Below are 15838 nucleotides of genomic sequence, written 5' to 3'. Positions count from 1 at the left end.
TCCATTATTTCCGCTTTTCCATCATCACCTGATAGAAATTGGAAATCGAATCATCCGTCGGCTGCAGCTTAGCCTCCAGCTCTACCCCTTTTTCATGCAGCTGCTTTAAAATCTCAGCTTCCTCGTCGTTGACCGTGATGTAGCGGCTGATCACCACCGAGTCTGCGGTTTTGTCGATGTTTCCGAGATTGCCCAGGGTTAACATCGGCACGGCGATTCCGTTTTCCACCAGTTTCAGGAAGGTTTTAGGACTTTTGGCTACGATCATGACGGATTGATTTTGATAACGGTCGGCTTTGAGGTTTTCAATGGCTTTTTCGTGCGTTAAGACGGACAGGAAGACGCCGTTGGGCGTCGCCATGCGCAAGGCATTTTTCAGCATTGGATTATTGGCGCTTTCGTCGTCGATGCAAATCACGCGTTCAATGTGAAGCTTCGGTACCCACATTGTCGCGACACAGCCATGCACTAAGCGGTCGTCCACACGATAGTTCAGAATATTCATCAAAATTCTCCTTTCTGTGCCTATTCTAGCATCCAGACAGAAGCAGAAATCATTCCTCAATTCCGCTTTAAGCGGAAATTCTTTGAACCGATCGTTGATTAGGATGAATAAAATGTCATAGACAGTCCTATCCAAGCTGGATTTCAGAGTCCAAAAAAGCAAAAAAAGAGATCCGGGAAGACCTCCTGGAATCTCTGCTTTATGCTGAACCAATTGGGATTGACTGCGATTTTAACCGATAAAACGCCATCACTACTTAGGTTGAAAAATGATAACTGAGAAAATAAAGCGAATTGAAAAGCAGACCTCTGTGTGAAGTCTGCTTCTCTGGCATTTGTGTTTCAGGTTAGAGAAAACCCTGAGTCACTGATTATTTTCTTTTCTTCAGCATCCATAATGCTGCACCTGCTGCCACGATCACAACAGTGCCGCCGACCAACATCCATGGGGAAGATGCGGATTTTTCTTCCGGCTTCACTTCCGGTGTCTTTTCCGGCTGTGCTGTTGGCGCAGGAGCTTCCGGCTTCGATTCATTCTGAGCCGGAGATTCTGCTTCTTCAATTGGCGTCGATTCTTCTTCCGTTTGCTTCTTGTTTCCAAACAAGGAACTCCAGAAGCTGCCTGTGGATTTTGGCTTTTCCGGAACTGCCGGAACGGCTGGGTTCGCGGAATTAACCTCATCCGAGGAATCTGACGGCGTATTCGGAGCTGGATCCGGCTGGCTGTGGGTAATCACATAAACACCATCGAGCACTGTCGTATTGAATACGAGTTCATCGCCTTCAAATTTGAAATCGGAGATTGGCTGATAGGAAATGTGATAGCGATACAAATGAATTCCGTCTTTCTTTTCCGTAAATGGAATGCGGACTTCATACTGCGTTAAGCCGCGGCTTCTGGAACTGCTGCCCATCTTCAGCTGCCAGACCTTGACAATTTCCTGACGATCAAAGCCTTCATGATCAGCGGTCAGATCCTTGACTTCCACTGAATCCGTATCCGTAAACAAGCCGATAATTTTAATTCCCTGTTCACTGGTCAGCGTCACTTCTTCCGGATCCTGCATCACCGTTACAGTGATGGTCTTTTCAGCTTCATTGCCGGCTGAATCTGTGACCTTGTATGTGACATGATAAACTCCGGCAAGCGTAGGATTGACATCATTGGCGATGACATGTTCAGAAGTCAAAGTGAGATCCTGATCTTCCACATCGCTGACGATAGCATAATCAAGCGGATTGAATTCACTTCCTAATGCAATCGTAACATTGTTGGCGGTGATCACCGGCGGATTGTCTGTAAAGGCCGTAATCGTCACATTCACCGTGGCTTTGTGACCACCGTCACGGGAAGTGACTGTAATCACAGCTTGACCTTTGCGTTTGGCCGTAATCAAGCCAGCGGCATCAACTTCGGCAATGGAATCATTGCTTGTCGTATAGATTAACTGTTTGTCTGTTGCGTTTTCCGGAGTGACGGAAGCTTCAATCTGAGCCTGGGTCTTAATCTCCAGCGTCAATTCCGGCTGCGATATCTGGACACCTGTGACTTCAACAATCTCAGCACGGTACGCTTCCATGCCGGCGATCAGAGCTTCACGCATCTGTTGAATTTCAGCTCCAGTGAAGTCTCTGTCAATCAGGGCTTCTGTTTCAGTGATGGCGGTTTTCAGCTGCTGATAACCAGCATAGCTTCCAACCAGATCTTCACCGTAACGGCTTGCCAGCACTTTGGCTTCAATCAGCTGATCCACAATTTCCGGATTGTAATACGCTTCAAATTCAACAATGCCGTAACCGCCGTTGGTTGCGGTGCGCTTGATTCCCTTAAATTTGATGAATTTGACTGTCATTTCATTGCAGTCAATAATGAACTGTTTATTCTGACCCTCGGTAATCTCTGCCATGACTTCAAAGTTTTCACCATCCATGGAACCCAGAATCTGATACTCTTTGCCATAAACCGTTTCCGAGAACCAAGTGATCCGAATTTCATTGATTGTCCGGGCCTCCGGCAGTTCCATCAACAACCACTGATCTTCAGCTTCTGCCTCAGTGATATTCTTGTAATTGGATGCCCAGCGTGTAGTGTAATCCTGATCTACGGCTCCCTGCGGACTTACCCCGGAGGCACTGACAGTCGAGGATGCCGTTGCCGTCGCACCGATCATCTGATTATTTCCTTTCAGATCCGCACTGACTCTTACTGTACTGCTCGCCTGATATCCGCCTTCTTCTGTGGTGGCGGTCATCGTTGCTAAACCGATTGTATGAGCCGTGACGACGCCATTTTCATCGACGGTCGCTACACTTTCATCGGAAGAAGTCCAGATCACGTTTTGATTATTGGAATCACTCGGCTCCACTTTAGCCTGCAGTGTCACCGTTTCTGCACGCAGAACGGTAACTTCCGCTGGTTCGATAGTAATGCCGGTGACTTTTGATTCCACCGTAATCTCAATTTGGGCACTGACTTCATTATCCAGAGCGATTGCCTTGATTACGGCTGTTCCGCCATTGACTGCCTGAACATAACCGCTCTCATTGACAGCAGCGACTGCAGGATCACTGCTTTCCCAGCGAATTGCTGAATTGTAGGCATTCGCCGGCAGGATCGACGCATGCAGCTGCACGCCTTCATTCTTGCCTAATAAGTACGAATCCCCTTCGCTGATGATCACTTGCTCAACGTGCAGTACCGCGGCGTTGAAATCCCGGCTGGCCATTTCCAGCTCATTCACGATTCTTGCCAATTCGGCATCCTCATAGGCAGCACCCAATTTTATTAAGGCTTCCGCGGCTGCTAATGCTTCTTCCACCTTTTCTTTGAGTTGATTATAGACAGTTTCCGAAACAAAGGCTGAAGCATCACCGTACTGTTCCAATAATGTTTTTGCTTTATCCATCGAAGCACTTAACGAAACCTTTTCATACGCCTCAATCTCGAAGATCGAATATCCGCCCTGATAATGCGAACGTTCAATTCCCTGCATCCGCAGATACTGTGTTTCTGCGGCATCAAAGCTCAGGGTATCGGTCCGAGGGGTCTTGCCGGCATTGGCAATGACCGCGTGGTACAGATCAAAATACGTTTCCCCATCCAAGGATCCCTGCAGTAGATATTCGCGGGCATTCGCAGCTTCCCAGGTAATAACGACTTGGGAAATCGTGCGCTTTTGTCCAAGGTTGATATCCAGCCACTGGTCGTTTTCTCTCGCTTTGGTTTCCGCATCAAGATTACTGCCCTGTTCGTCATTGCCTTTGGTATAATCTGATGCCCAGCGGGTTGAGGAATCGCCATCATTAGCGAAAGCCGGGGCACGGTTTTCACCTACTTGTGAAGTTCCCGTTGCAGCATGCGCACCGTTAGCCTGCGAAGCATAGTTGATCGACTGATTATCATAGGATGTTCCGAGTTCAACCACTCTTGGCTGACCATCTTTGATGTCAAAACGAACCTTCAGGGAAACAGAGCTGCCTTCCGCCCGGATGATCTGAGCATCGCCGCTCAGAACACCTAAATGCTGCGGATTGACATTGTCAATCGTAATTGTGATTTCACTCAATGACCGTGTAGGGTCACTGACTGCCAGACGCAGCGTCTCCGCATTGTCCGCCTTATCCAGAATCATTGCGGACGACTTGTCAACAGTGACATCCCCCGCTGTGCCGGCGACAAAGAAATTCATGGCGATCTGACCGCTGGCCAAATCTTTCAGGGCATGAACTCCGCCTTCCTGCTTGATGATGGCAATGTGTTCATCCGCACGATAGCTGGCTGTTTCTTCCTGACTTACCTGCGGCAGAACGATGTAAGCATACTGGCTATCTGTTGGTTTTTGACCATGCTGAACAGCTAAGGATAAGAAGTTGTTGGTTCTTTCCGTATAATCTGTAAATTTGGCAAGCCTGTTGACGTCATACCATGTCCCTGTGCGCGTTTCCTTCTTAATCAGAACCTCGGCAGGATTCAGGAAGACATATCCAATGGCGTCATCGGCATTGCTCTGCAGCCAGGCATAGGCAGGATTCGTCAATACTTCTTCGCCGTTGGCGCTGAGATAGACGTCACCATCCACGATCAAGGTATTGGATCCATCCGCCTTGATCTTGCGGTTATCCACAATTGTTTCAACGACGGCAACATTCGGGTCACTGCCGTCATTCGTAATCCCCGTGCCTAAGAAAATCAGCTGATCGCCAAAGACAAAGTAGGATTTATAAGCACTGATGCCCGAACGGCTGCCGCTGACATTGGAGTCATTTCCGGTTCCGCTGGCACTCGGCTTACTGAACGGTTTATCGCCGGTCAGAATCAGACCGCTGACCCCATTGACGCCATCCAGCGTGGTGCCGCCCGCCCAGGCAGACTGACCGCTGGTATTAAAGCTGATATCCTGATGGGCTGTGGTCACGCCGCTGACACGGTAGTTATCCACAGTCGCAAAGTAATGGTCATTATACTGACTGATATCCGAGGTATAAATTTGGGTATGCCCCATTCCCTGATATCGGCCTTTGTTGTTTTCATCATTGCCCTGCTCGGTGTTGTACATCCGTTTGGAGGAATTGGAAACCGTAAAGGTGAAATCTTCCCGATGAACTACTGTTCTGTCCATATAGGAGTAAACGTTATAACTGCTCTGACGGGTCGCAGCCTCGACATCCTCAGTATTCCGCAGTACCTGAACGCGAATGTAATCACTGTAAGGAACCAATGAGAAATCCTGGGTTTGCGGCTGACTAAATTTCTCCTGGGCAATTGTTTTCAGTTTTGCACGGATCTGGGCAGCGGATTCTGTATCGACAGTTTCCGCATACTGCAGAATCGTTCCCATCATCTTCATGCCCATGGTATCACCCTGCTGAGCCATTCGGGATACCGCACGGCCGCGGACTAAATCCAGAACGTTGCCGCCGTAGGATAAGAATGGGATAAAGGAATCATTCAGGAATGTTTCATACAGGGCGACGTTTTCCGGACTGACAGCATGCTCGGTAAAGTTCAGCATGATGATGCAGTTTGTCAGCTCATCCAACAGGACAAAGCCGTAGGAGCCATTATAAGGAATGGAAGTATGCTGGATGAAGCTGCCGTCCTTGTAGAAGCCGTCGCCAGAGGTGACATAGGTAAACAGCGGCGCCATGCAGGACTGAGCATGCTCAAGACGGCTGCTGTTGCCTTCAAAAGCGGCACGCTTGATCACGATGGAAACTTTATCAATCAGATTAGCGCCAGTTTCTTTCAACGAGCTGCCGAGTCGATAATCAGCTTTCGGAACGAACCGGTCAATGGTTTTTACAACAGACTGTTTCATTGTTGTTGGCATTTCATCGCGCATCAGGAAGGAAACATCCATCATTGAACGCGGGCTGCCGATTTCCCAATCCCACCAGTTTGACGAGCCTTTTTTGGTATTCGGTCCATATTTATTGGCCAAAATGAATTCCATGGCTTCTAAAATCTGAATTCTTACCGCATCATCCTGATACAAAGCTGACTGCGGTGTCTGATACTGGGTCGCAATCATCTTCAGGCGATCCAGGGCTTCCGTTACCTTTGCCCCCATTTCCGCATCATTCATCGCTTTGTCTGTCCACAATTCGCTGGTATCCGGGGACATCGGATCTTTCATCGTATTCAGATAATTCAGGGATTTCTGATCCAGACTTTGAACATTCTCCAGATAAACAGGATCCTGGAAGGTTCCTGAGGAATCACCGACTAATTCATTCACCCAGTAATTCATGATCTTTTCATAAGCCGTATCGATTTCACTGGTTTCGACCAGGTATTTCATCGCCTGCTTTATAGACTCCAGTGCCGCATCGACCGCATCCTGATCCAGCTCTGATGAACTGAGCAGCGCTTTGGCTTCAGTCAATGCTGTTTCCAAACGAGTCCAGCTGCCCTGCGTATAATTCTCAGAAGACAAGGTTTCAGCTTCAGAAATTGCTTCTTCCAAAGCCTGAATCTCAATCTTATCGCTGTAAACTGTCAGCGGAACCGAAGCTCTCATCAAGGAATTGGATGTTGAGGTGGCTGTAATCAGCGTCTTGCCTCGCCCGACAGCGCTCACTTTCCCATTTTTATCAACCGTCGCTGCCTTAGGGTTAGATGAAGACCAGACGACATCCTGATCCTCAGCATCCTCCGGAATAACCTGAACGGTTGCCTGGGCTGTGTCATTCACCGCTAACCGTGAAACATTCATCTGGACTTCCAGTGATTGTGCGTAAACCGGAAGCGGTTCAGATGTAGATACCGGAATGATCTGGAAATCATCAATCCAGAAAGTACCGGTATTTACAGGTTTATTGGAAACGTCTTTTAAGTAAAGATTGACTAACGACGTTGCTGCATTCGCTTTGTATTCACCTTCAAAATGCGTCCATTCGGTATTGTTTTTGATCGGGTGATCTACGTTAAAGATTTTCAAATTTAAGCTCTCAGAGCTCATATCTGCAGTCTTGTACCAAAATGAAATCTTATAAGTCTGATCTTTAACAAACGGATAATTCTGAAGTTTGAAATACGCTTCATTGGTCGCACCAACGCGTTTTTCAACACGCACGGAACATTCGCCTTCATGCTTATCCTGCTTATCCTGATAAGCCATATAATATGGGGTCATCGCTTGCTCTCCCAAATAGATTTGATAAATCCATGGCTGGGTCTTCAGATCATTTTCCCAGATATCTTTATCCCACCAGGTCCCATTTGGCTGCAGCGGATGCGGTATCACGATCGGTTCCCACATTTCAAATCCGCTATTGTCGAGGATATTCTCATTGGCTGCATCCAAAGCCGCATTGAACTGACCAAACACTTCGATTTCCCGCAGATCGTAAAGATCCGTCGTTTTCTCCATCAGCTCCAGCTTGATGTAACGAGCATTCCCTGCGGAAAGAGAATCCATGACCTGCGGCTGATTCACTTCTGCCACTTTTGTCCAGGTCTTCCCTGAAATAGAAGTGCTGAGCGTATAATGCGATGGCTTCTGCTCACCCCAATGCAGCTTCACCTGGGCATTTTCAACCGCATGATCCAGCTGCACGGTAATTTCAGCACTGGCCTCGGACGAAGTCCAGCCTTTTCCATATTGATAATCAACTAGGCTGAAAGCTGAGGTCCCTTCATCACTGGAGCTTACCTCAACAGCAGCCCCCAGGGCTAAATTCTTGCGCAGATCCGGAGCTTTTTCTTCGGAAAGCGTCAGATCCGCACACAGCAGATAATGATCCGAAAGCTGATTCTGAACCACTTCAAAATTGTCGATCTGGATATTTTTCGTCGCCAGAATATTATCCACACTAAACACTTTCATTGCCGGATCATCGTCCGGCCAATAAGTTCTTTGCCACTGATCATTGCGGCCATTCGCCATATTGAAGAAATCCAGCATGCGGGAAAACTCATAGGTATCCTGATCCGCATTGAAATCACCCATGATCACTTTGTATTCGATCGGATCCTTCGCAATCATGTTGGCCAGCTGCAGAAACTGCACCTGACGCAGTTCCCTGGCGGTCATTTGTTTTGGCGTCTGCGCGCTCAGATGGACATTGTACAGCGCAATCTGCTTGCCTTCTTTTTCAATTACGATCCGCTGGGCAACCTTGGTTGCTTCTAACTCGTAAGTTTCCAGAGGACTTGCGGAGGATTGCAGAATCGGATAATGCGAAACAAATCCGATCCCAAATTCCCCACCCTCATAATTGCGGAATTTCGCAAAGTCCGTATGCGATAATTCGGAACTGGTTAAGCCCATCAACATATCCACATTATTACGGTTATTGAACATATCGACTTCCTGAACCGCAACAACCTCCAGGTTGTTTTCCGCAATCACACTGGACATTTCGCCAAGATTCGGGTGCGTTCCTGCGGCTATATTCCAGGTTCCGACACGAAGGGTCACCGGTGACGCAGTCGGCTCAGCCAAGATCGGGACAGCCTGACTTGGAACGATCACAGTCAATGCTGTGACAATGGCTGCCAGAAAACTGAACAGTTTTTTCATCTTACTTTCCTCTCTTCCCCTGCTTCCGCCCCTTTTCATTCCTTAATTATCCGCAGTCGGATAAAGAAATAAGAAAAAGTTTGTAAGCGTTATCACGTTTTCAATTTAGCATGGGAAAAGAAGCTTGTCCAATAAGCATTTCCAATCCATAAGTAATATTTACTAATGTATAAATTATACTTATGCATCATTTTAAGCCTTTTATAAAAGCGTTATTGAAGAATACAAAATCTAACTTTGGGAATTTCCGCGAAATAAATTATGATTATATCTGTGATTTCCATGTTTACTAAAGGTTAAAACAAGTTTTCATTTTAATTCTTAATTTCTCGTTTTTAATTCTTATTCCATCTTTATCCGCGAGCTTTAATTTCAGGCACTGCAAAGTTCTTTCATCATTCACTTTCTCTGGGATGCTGGAATATTCCCAGAAATTGCAAAAAAGATTTCTCAGACATCCGCCGAGAAATCTTATCTGCTTATCTTTGAAGAACCAAGGCTTTTACCAATCCGAACCATTCTCTTACGGTATACATCGGAATCAGCGAAAGCGGAGTTTCCGAGTTCACCGCTTCAATCTGTTCGATTCCCAGCTGTTTAGCCAAAATTGACGCCCGCAGCTGATGGAAGCTGTCTGTAACAATCACAACCTTTTCACTCAGTTCATTTTGTCTTAACAGTTCAAGCGAATACCTTAAATTTTCACCGGTATTTCGCGCTTGATTTTCCTCAAAAATCCGTTCGGCCTCCAGCCCGTTATCCATCAGCCATTTTTTCATCACAGCACTCTCTGTATAGATTTCGCCTTCACCCTGCCCGCCTGTCACAATGATCTGACTCTCAGGATGTTCCTGAGCATACGTTAAAGCGGCCTGAAGACGACGACGCAAAATCAGGCTGGGACGATCTTCATTGATCTTCGCGCCCAGTACGATAACCGTGGATCCCTGAACATCTGTAGAGGAAAAACGGACATTCGCCGCGCCGATCATCAGAACGATTAAAATCAGAGCTATTCCGCTGCCAACCAACCCCAGACAATTGATCACATGCTTGCTTTGCTTTCCTAACTTTTCATGGATGAGTGCTTCACAAATTAGCAACATACCGAGAATGAGAAAAAAAGCATTGCCAAACTGCAGGGAAACCGTAAGACAGGTCAGGCAGGCATAACCCAAACAAATTCCTCCTAAAATGATTAAAATTCTTTTTCTGTTCATCTTTATCGCCTGCCTTTACCCTGTTAGAATAGCATATTTTATTTAAAATACAGGGAAAGTCAGAAAACCTTAAGTTCACTGTAAGTGTTTCTCCAGTTTCTTTCTTTTTTGTTCCAAATTGAAATAAAACAGCGTAATAATCCGGCTATTCCATACAGAAATCGGAAGCTAAACGTCTTTTCAACCTTCACTTTCATTTATCCATTTGTCTTAGGCAGCATTTCACGTTTTTGAAGAAACAATGCTGATGATTTCAAGGATATAGAGCGCGATTAACATTGCTCCCGCAAGAATCAAAACAATGCCGGTGAATCTGATGCAGAAAATAGCGTACTGCGTAGGTTCTCCGCCTTTGACAAAGAATTGATACCGCATTTCCCAAACTTTTTCCGGTTTGGAAAAGATAAACCATCCCAGATAGATTATGATTAAACTGGCAATGATGATGAACATACTTCCATTCTTAAACTTCAGAATCATTCCTGCATTCAGCTGATTTTTACATCCATGAATAAGGATTGAATGTCCGATCTCTATCCACCTTGCTTGTCTGGCACTATAGAAAAGCCGGCAGCTGCCAGCTCTTATGAATTCTGTTCGCGATTTTTCAGTTCTTCCAACAATTCCTTTTTAATGATGTTGAAAACTTCTTCATCCGAGGTCAGCGGCACACACGTTCCGAAGATATTCGCCAGCTCTAATTCAGTTTTCGCTTTATTCATCCGCAGATTAATACTTGCCTCATCCGCATGATATCGCTGTCGAATCTGTTTTTCCAGTTCTTCCAGACTTGTCGGCACGAGGAAAAAAGCTTTGTTATCCGGGTGTTTAATCCGAATCTGACCAACGCCCTGAGCTTCCACTGAGATCAGCACATGCTTGCCCATAGCCGTCAGAAACTCCACATGTTCAGCCGGAGTTCCATAATAATATCCGTTGAATTCCGTATATTCCAGCATTCGATGATCACGCACGGCATCCGCAAAATCCTTATGATTTACAAAATAATAATCTGAACCATCCCGTTCCGTTTCTTTCTTTGGCCGTGTGGTCAGGGATATGATATCCATTAAGCCCAATTCCGGATCATTCAGCAGCTTCTGACGAACCTGATCTTTACCAATACTGCTGACGCCGCTGAGAATCACTACCAATCCTTTTGCCATAAACTCGCCCCTCCCTAAGATTTCATAATGTAGTTATACCGCAAATGCGGCATAATGACAAATGTTTTCTTTAAAAATTGTAAAGTTTTTCAACACGATGATTTATTTACATTTGCATTTCTACTGAAATCTGTTCTTCTGGATCTATTATATCAAGAAAAGCCGGATGGCTGAACAGAATCCCTGACAAATTTTAATTTAGCTGCTGCTTTCACTGCACAATTAAAGACGTCAGACAGTCAAAGAAGCATAATCAAAGCTCCTTTAAGGCTTCCTGTTCCCGCTCTTAGAAAATAAGCGCAGCACTCAGATTAAAGCCGACGCCAAAGCCTAACAAGACAGGGCCGTTCCTGCCTGACGCTGCATAAACTCAATGAACAGCTGTTGGGGCAGCGTAATCTCTTCGTCACTTCGCGTGATGGCATAAATACCCCAAGCATCGGTTTCCCCCAGATTTAACGGCAGCACCTTCACTTTGGAGACAGAAGGATGGCTGTCCTTGCGGTAATCCGGAAAAGCGAAACTGACCGATCGATTTTCCAGGACCAGATTGCGGGATATATTCACATCGGCCGTAATGATCGAAAAGGTGGGCGCAAAGCCATTTTCATGACACTTCTGAACATAATAGCGATGCAGATCATACTTTTCCCCAAAGCCGACCATCGGTACGCCTTTTAAATCCTGAAAGGTCAACGATTCCTTTTTCGCTAAGGGATGATCAATATGCAGGCAGACATGCAGATCACTCTTCTTGATTAAGCACGAGCGAAAGCCTTGAATATACGCTGGGGTTGTTCCGATTAACCCCAGGTCCGCCTCGCCTTCTTCAACATGGCGCAGAATCGCTTCATTGTCTTCTTCTTTTGTGGACAATAGAATCGAAGTATACGCAGTGGAAAAGTTCGCAAACATCTCCGCTGAAAGATTTAAGACAATTCCCGCGCCCATGACTATCCGTAATTCGTTTTTCTTATCCTCTGCCTGTTTCAGCATTGCCGCCTCAAACTGACCAAATGACCGTACAATTTTACTGGCTTCCTTCTGAAACACCTTCCCTAAAGGCGTCAGTGCCAATGTATTTTTGCGATTGATCAACAACGGCGACTGCAGCTCAGTTTCCAGCTGCCGGACAGCCTGAGCAACGGCTTGGCGGCTGATATATAATTCCTCTGCGGCTTTGGTATAGTTGAGCGTTCGGCTGACGGTTAAGAAATAACGCAGATGCTGGATATCCATCCATACTCCCCCTGTCTTTTCTGACTGAAACTAAACTTGATCCTTTCTGAACAAAGTAATTTTCTCTTGCGCCTGCGCAAAAAAAGACTGCTTTTTACTTGGTCAGAAAACGCCTACAATAACCATTAAAGAGCATTGTGCATTTATTGTCAATCCTGACATAAGCGAACAAAGCTCATAAAACGAGGAGGAAAGAAATGAAAAACACAGACAAAGCAACATCTGGAATCTCCCGACGGGACTTTATCAAAGGCGCGGCGGCCGGAGCCGTCGGCTTAGCCGCAGCCGGCATGTTGGGCGGATGTGCCTCAGACAACGAAGCCAAAACGCCGGAAGCTTCATCAGCCCCTGCTGGAAACAACGTTTTAACCGCAGAGACCTTTACGCAGACAAAATGGTCATTTGAAATTGCCCCTGATCCGATTCCCGAATCAGAGATTAAGGAAACGATCGAACATGATATCATTGTCATCGGTTCCGGTATGGCGGGTTTATGCACCATGTGTTCCGCGATGGAACAGGGAGCTGACGTTCTGATGTTCTCCGCCGGTTCGCAGCCGTATTCCCGCGGTGGTTCCAATCATGCCGTGGGTTCTAAATATCAAAAAGCGAAGGGAATTGATTATTCACCAGAGATTGCCCGGGAAATCGTTAAAACCGAACAGACTTCCGGCACTTATTTCATGGATAAAAAGAAATGGGAACGCTGGATCAACAACAGTGCTGAATCTGTAGACTGGATGATTGACAAGATGGAAGCCAAAGGCTTACATGTATGCCTGGAGCCAGGTTATTACGATCCTGATGGAGTCCTGACCGTACCGAGTGCTTCCCACAATTTCTGGAATGAGGAACAGCCGTTCGGCGCCTTGTTCGGTGCCCCGCTGCAGGCTCAGGCTTATGCCAGCCATATCGCTGACATGGGCGGTGAAATTCATTATAAAACGGTCGCAAAATATCTGATTCGCGAAAATGAGAATACCGGCCGAGTATCCGCGGTCATCGCGCAGAAAGAAGACGGCAGCTATGTTAAATATGTCGGACGCAAGGCGATTGTCCTGGCTACCGGCGACTTCTCCCGCAATAAGGATATGATGGCCAAGTATTCACCATGGGCGTATGAAATTTTCAAGGATACACTGTCGGATGAGGTTGATTACGATGCCGGTTTAGTCTACAACGGTTTAATGCCAGGCGACGGACAGAAAATGGGATTGTGGGTCGGCGCAGCCTGGCAGAAAACTTATCCTTGTGCTCCGATGATCAACGGCGGTGTTCCGGGACCTTCTCATGCGGTAATTTCCAACTTCTGGGGATTGAATCTGGATGTCCGCGGTCAGCGGTATCAGAATGAAGTAACCAACTTTGCCTATGGCGCCATGTCTGTACTGCAGCTGCCGGAACGGACTGCTTTCGGGGTTTGGGATGTCAACTATGCTTACACCCAGGATCAATGGGAACCGTTTGGCCACTGCGTCGATGAAGAAAACGGCATTAAAGCTTATTCACCGGAAGAATATATTGAAATGTGGAACAGCAATTCCAACTACTTCAAAGCGGATACCTTAGAAGAATTGGTTGAAAAGATGTATGAAGGCTACAGCGATGAAGTCAAAGCCAATGCCCTCGCCAGCATCAAGCGCTACAATGAATATGCCAAGGCTGGCCTGGATGAGGAATATCATGTTAATCCGGAAGTTCTCTATCCGATCGATACCGCTCCGTTCTATGGTTCCAAAGTCACTGGCGCAACTTTCTTAACCGTCTGCGGCGGTCTGCGCACGAACGATCATCTGCAGGTCTGTGACGCGAATGATCAGCCGATTGAGGGCTTGTACAACACAGGCATCATGGTCGGCGATTTCTATGCCAACTCGTACAACTTCGTTATGCCTGGACAGAACTTAGGTGCTGTCTGCTGCACGTTGTCCTATATGTTAGGCCGTGAATTGGCTGAGCTTTAATTGAACTGAATAATCCGGCGAGCTTACGTTTGCCGGATTTTCTTATGCTTTTTTTGTTTAATCCCACAATGGGGCAGAAGTTAATTTTTTAAAGCGCCGGATACATTCTTGTTTGTTCAGCTTATAAGATTCATTTTGAATAAAGCATAGAAAATAGCTTCCTGTATACTGGAAACTGCGTTGATCACCATGAATTAAGACATGGGTCAGTTCGGCAATTCCAATCGTATCATAATGCTTCCCAAAATAGATTGCCCACGGAATATTGCTTTCACAAAAATAAGGTCCGCCTTGATATGCCCCAACCAAACCTTCCGGCTTAGCAATCCGACAGGTTTGTCCATTCAATTCCAGAGTAAGAAAATCAACGGTACTTTCTAGTTCCATTCTTCCCTGCGGCTTCACATCATCCCCATCATTATCAAATTGGAAAACCGAAAGTGTTTTTAATCCCCTGAATTCCTGTTCTTCACGAACAAGATTCAAGATAAAAACAACGCCTAAAACGAGCAATGCCATAGCGATAAGAATAATTCCCAACCAGTTTGTTTTATATTTCATCATGACCCCCACACAATTCATATGCTGTTCCCTTTCTTTAAGCTTAATCCTTTTTTCAGTTCTATCAAAGTAAATATTTGAAATGAAACATTTAAAAACCGCAGATGATCTGCGGCTTTTAATGGTCTGTATGACCCAATTCCGATTTCTTTATTGTCTAATTAAACAAAATATTCAACAGGTTTCTTTGTTGACAGTTTTCCTTCGATGAATTCACGTTTTACAGCCGTGTCATAAGAACGGGCATTGAATTCACAGACGAAGGAACAGCGCATGCAGTTGATACATTTTGATTCATCAATTTCTAAAGTCTGCGGATCAATCGCTCCTGTAGAACAATTCGTAGCACATGCTCCGCACTTTACGCAGTTTTCCACTTTGAATTCTTTCGGCGCTACGGAGATTTCCTTAGCGAAATCAACTTCCGCGGAGCCTTCCAGCTTCATCGCCTCAATCGTACCGCTGTTCAGCTTATCCATGACTTTCTTCGCAAATTCCGCCATGATCTGATTGTCCTCAACATTGGGCCGGCTGTGGCCTGCTTTGGCGTTGCTGGAGAAGACATGCGGCGTAACCAGGCCGATCGCTCCGACAACCACAAATCCCTGAGCCGACACAATGTTGGCAATGTTGGCATAGACGTTTTCCGCGGCTCGGTTGCCAAAAGCACAAACGACCACGCAAGGTGTATTATCCCCTTTTAAATTAGTAAACAGACCTTCGATCATCGGAATCTGTCCGCCATAGGACGGCGCGGCTACAATCGCCAGATCCTCTGCGGTAAACGTGACTTCCTCAGTTCGGGATGCAGCGTTGGTCAGGTCAGCGAACTCAACATCATCTGAGAACTTCGCAGCCAACATCGCAGCCGCATTCTTCGTTCCTTCCGTTGGTGAAAAAACCGCAACCTTTACATGTTTCGATTTTGGTGCTTCCGGGGTTGTTTGCGCCTCTTCCTGAGCGCATCCTGCCAGTCCCATTAGAGCTGCTCCAGCGGTTAAAGCGGCAGTTCCTTTAATGAAATTTCGACGTGATATTTCCTTCTTCATTTCTAAATCCTCCCTCGTCCCTTTCATTGTATCAGGCTTTGTCCATTTTTCAACAATCAAATGATTATTTTTACAATCATTTGATTAATTTTCTTGGTTATGAATTTGTGC

At 46.1% G+C, this 15838-nt stretch carries 9 protein-coding genes; 1 reads left to right on the top strand and 8 read right to left on the bottom strand.

Annotated elements, in window-relative coordinates:
- Nucleotides 1–4 precede the first annotated feature (4 nt).
- The 6 genes from MCG46_RS01835 to MCG46_RS01810 form a co-directional block, all read right to left on the bottom strand.
- Nucleotides 5–505: a PTS system mannose/fructose/N-acetylgalactosamine-transporter subunit IIB gene (locus MCG46_RS01835; RefSeq protein ID WP_154238685.1), complete on the bottom strand. Its 501-nt coding sequence runs from the start codon at nucleotides 503–505 to the stop codon at nucleotides 5–7.
- Nucleotides 506–875: 370 nt separating this feature from the next.
- On the bottom strand, nucleotides 876–8528 hold the full coding sequence (locus MCG46_RS01830) for a polysaccharide lyase family 8 super-sandwich domain-containing protein (protein ID WP_240277122.1): 7653 nt from the start codon (nucleotides 8526–8528) through the stop codon (nucleotides 876–878).
- A gap of 479 nt (nucleotides 8529–9007) precedes the next feature.
- A complete protein-coding gene (locus MCG46_RS01825; protein WP_240277120.1) occupies nucleotides 9008–9748 on the bottom strand; it encodes a YdcF family protein in 741 nt (246 codons plus the stop codon).
- 222 nt (nucleotides 9749–9970) lie between these two features.
- Nucleotides 9971–10228, bottom strand: coding sequence for a DUF6199 family natural product biosynthesis protein (locus tag MCG46_RS01820; protein ID WP_240277115.1), 258 nt, complete (start codon nucleotides 10226–10228; stop codon nucleotides 9971–9973).
- A 104-nt stretch (nucleotides 10229–10332) separates the two neighbouring features.
- Entirely contained in the window at nucleotides 10333–10914 is a 582-nt protein-coding gene (locus tag MCG46_RS01815) for a guanylate kinase (RefSeq protein WP_240277113.1), read from the bottom strand.
- 330 nt (nucleotides 10915–11244) lie between these two features.
- Nucleotides 11245–12153 carry a LysR family transcriptional regulator gene (locus MCG46_RS01810; RefSeq protein WP_240277111.1) on the bottom strand — a complete coding sequence of 303 codons (909 nt, stop codon included), beginning with the start codon at nucleotides 12151–12153 and terminating at the stop codon, nucleotides 11245–11247.
- A 197-nt stretch (nucleotides 12154–12350) separates the two neighbouring features.
- Between MCG46_RS01810 and MCG46_RS01805 the strand changes: the two genes are divergently transcribed.
- Nucleotides 12351–14117: an FAD-dependent oxidoreductase gene (locus MCG46_RS01805; protein ID WP_240277109.1), complete on the top strand. Its 1767-nt coding sequence runs from the start codon at nucleotides 12351–12353 to the stop codon at nucleotides 14115–14117.
- Nucleotides 14118–14174: 57 nt separating this feature from the next.
- Here the strand turns inward: MCG46_RS01805 and MCG46_RS01800 are convergent, their stop codons facing one another.
- The gene (locus tag MCG46_RS01800) at nucleotides 14175–14681 is read right to left on the bottom strand and encodes a hypothetical protein (protein WP_240277108.1); all 507 of its coding nucleotides are present in this window, start codon (nucleotides 14679–14681) and stop codon (nucleotides 14175–14177) included.
- Nucleotides 14682–14839: 158 nt separating this feature from the next.
- Nucleotides 14840–15727: a 4Fe-4S binding protein gene (locus tag MCG46_RS01795; RefSeq protein WP_240277106.1), complete on the bottom strand. Its 888-nt coding sequence runs from the start codon at nucleotides 15725–15727 to the stop codon at nucleotides 14840–14842.
- Nucleotides 15728–15838 lie beyond the last annotated feature (111 nt).

Source organism: Holdemania massiliensis (genome assembly GCF_022440805.1).
GTDB lineage: Bacteria > Bacillota_I > Bacilli_A > Erysipelotrichales > Erysipelotrichaceae > Holdemania > Holdemania massiliensis_A.
The sequence above is the reverse complement of the archived record's forward strand: the minus strand, read 5'-3'. Positions and strand labels throughout refer to the sequence as shown.